General features: G+C 67.7%; 1 protein-coding gene and 1 pseudogene. Both read right to left on the bottom strand.

All coding sequences use genetic code 11. The annotated features are described in order from the left end of the window. Positions 1–84: 84 nt before the first annotated feature. A complete protein-coding gene (locus tag ACWD3C_RS48375; protein ID WP_451155179.1) occupies positions 85–1,710 on the bottom strand; it encodes a recombinase family protein in 1,626 nt (541 codons plus the stop codon). A 272-nt stretch (positions 1,711–1,982) separates the two neighbouring features. Further along, a pseudogene (locus ACWD3C_RS48370) lies at positions 1,983–2,235 on the bottom strand (IS1182 family transposase); the annotation flags it as partial.

The raw sequence follows: 2,235 nt of genomic DNA, 5'->3' as shown, positions 1-2,235 counted from the left end.
ATGGCGTCGTTGACCGTGGCGTCGGTCGTGACAACGTGGGTGACCAAATGGGGGCGCCTCGACGATCCAGGGTCGTCACAGCTCTCACTGAGATGGACGACCGCGTTGCAACAGGTAACCGGGGGTCGGATCGGATGTCGTGGACGGGATCGAGTGCCTGATCGTGATCCGGTCAGGGCCGACACGGACTTCCTTGGCCACCGTGCGGAGGATGCGTTGACGGTCGAGGACCGAGGCGGTTCGCGCGCTTTCGCGTAGCCGGTCCAGGAACCCTTCGAGGTTCTCGGCGAGTTTGAGGTATGCCTGCTGGTCGACGAGCTGAGCGGCCAGGGACTTCAGCTGGCCGTGCAGGATCTGCCGTTGAGACCGGAGCCGGGGCACCCGCTCACGGAGCTCCTCCAGGGTGACCAGCTCTTCCTGGTAGGCCCCGACCAGCCGGGCGATCGCTGCGTCGAGCACTGCGATCTCCTGGTGCAGACGCTCCTGGCGGGCCTGGAACGGGGCGGCATCGCGCATACGTGCCAGCCGGCGTTCCAGCTCGGCGCGGACCAGCTCCGGGTTTGACAGCAGGGTAAGAACGTGCTGCCAGACGAGTTCATCGAGGTCATCGGCCCGTAGCGGGCGGCTGGTGCAGACCCGGACGCCTCCGGGCAGCTCCCAGCCGTTGGTGCCCGGACAGCGGTAGTAGCGGTACTTCTTCGGGCCGGGCCCCTGCGAAGTCCGGCTGTAGGCGTATCCGCACACGTCGCAGATCAGCAGCCCCTGCAGGAGCACGGGCACCTTGGTGTTGCGCGGGGAGAACTTCGCGTTCTCCGCCAGCCGCCGCTCCACCAGGATGAAGACTTCCTCGCTGACCAGTGCGGGAACCGGGATCTCGATCCACTCCTCGCGCGGCGTCGCGGTGACCCCGGCCTGCGGCGAGATACCGCGTCCGGCCAGCCGTGAGGTCCGGTTGGGGCGGGGTGCGTCCGGCACGGTCCGACTCTTCCCGAAGCACGCCCGCCCCATATAGGCAGGATTGCGGAGCATTCTCCCCAAGGTGCCGGCATCCCACTGCGGGTTACCCTGCGGCGAGGGGATCTGGTCCTTCGACAGCTCGCGGGCAAGCGCCTGCATCGAGATCCCTCCGGCCGCGTACCGGTGAAAGATCCGTGCCACCACCTGGGCCTCGGCCTCCACCACCGCGTAGGCCGCCGTCCGGTGCTCCGCGCGGGAGAGGTAGCGGTAACCGTACGACGCCCGGCCCAGGACGCTGGTCTCGCCGTTCCTCGCCCGGTGCAGCTTGCCGCGCCGGGTGCGCTCGGAGATCTGCGCCCGCTCATACTCGGCGATCATGCCCTGGAACTGCACCATCAGGGACTCTTCCGGGGTGGTGGCCACCGGATTGCGGATGAACACCAGGTCGGTGCCGTTCTTGGTGAACTCCTCGATCAACAGGACCTGGTGGGCGTAGTTGCGGGCCAGACGGTCCGGCGACAGGCAGACCATCCGCTCGATCAGCCGCTGGGCGCACGCGTCCCGCAGCCGCTCCAGGGCCGGTCGTACCAGAGTCGATCCCGACCATCCGTCGTCGGTGAAGACCCACTGAGCAGGGATCTCCCATCCCTGCTCCTGTGCGTGTTCATGCAGGCAGGCGATCTGACTGTCGATCGTCTCGTGCTGTTTCTGCCGGGTCGAGGACACGCGGGCGTAAAGCGCTGCATGGATCATGGCCATCACCTTGGGGGCCGGGACGAACAGCTCGCCCCCGAACGGGGACGAGGACCTGGTAGGCGGCGGCAAGCTCTACCGCGCCCAGCCGGTCGAAGACGAACTCGACCGTGACCTCGGGGTGGTCCATCAACGCTCCAGGCCGGCGGTGGACTCACCGCACACGGCCGGATTCGGGTGGACAACGAAGCGACCACCACCTGCACTTCGACCGTAGCGCCGGGATCTTCACCCGCCTGCACCCCGGGGTGATCGAGTCCTGAGGTCCGCGGTCACACCCGCGATGACCTGGAACTCGAAGTTACCTTTTGCGTTGTAGGAGTCTGCAGCTTGAACCCGTTCCAGAACAGGTCGCGTTTGGCGGACCAGCGGGCGTCGGTGTCATATGGGGAGGCCAGGCGTATCGGGCCGGGCGGCAGCCCGTCACCCCCGTCCTCGGCGCGCTCGCGGCGCCGGATCCGCAGCCTGCCGCCCCCACCCGGGGTGCGGGTGCAGTTCTGCACCAGCACGATCCGCAGGGTCTGC

Source organism: Streptomyces sp. NPDC002845, assembly GCF_053591955.1.
The sequence above is the reverse complement of the archived record's forward strand: the minus strand, read 5'-3'. Positions and strand labels throughout refer to the sequence as shown.

Bases quoted from the DNA above. Each gene is read 5' to 3' on its own strand.
- ACWD3C_RS48375 (WP_451155179.1), bottom strand. From the start codon at position 1,710: ATGATCCATGCAGCGCTTTACGCCCGCGTGTCCTCGACCCGGCAGAAA.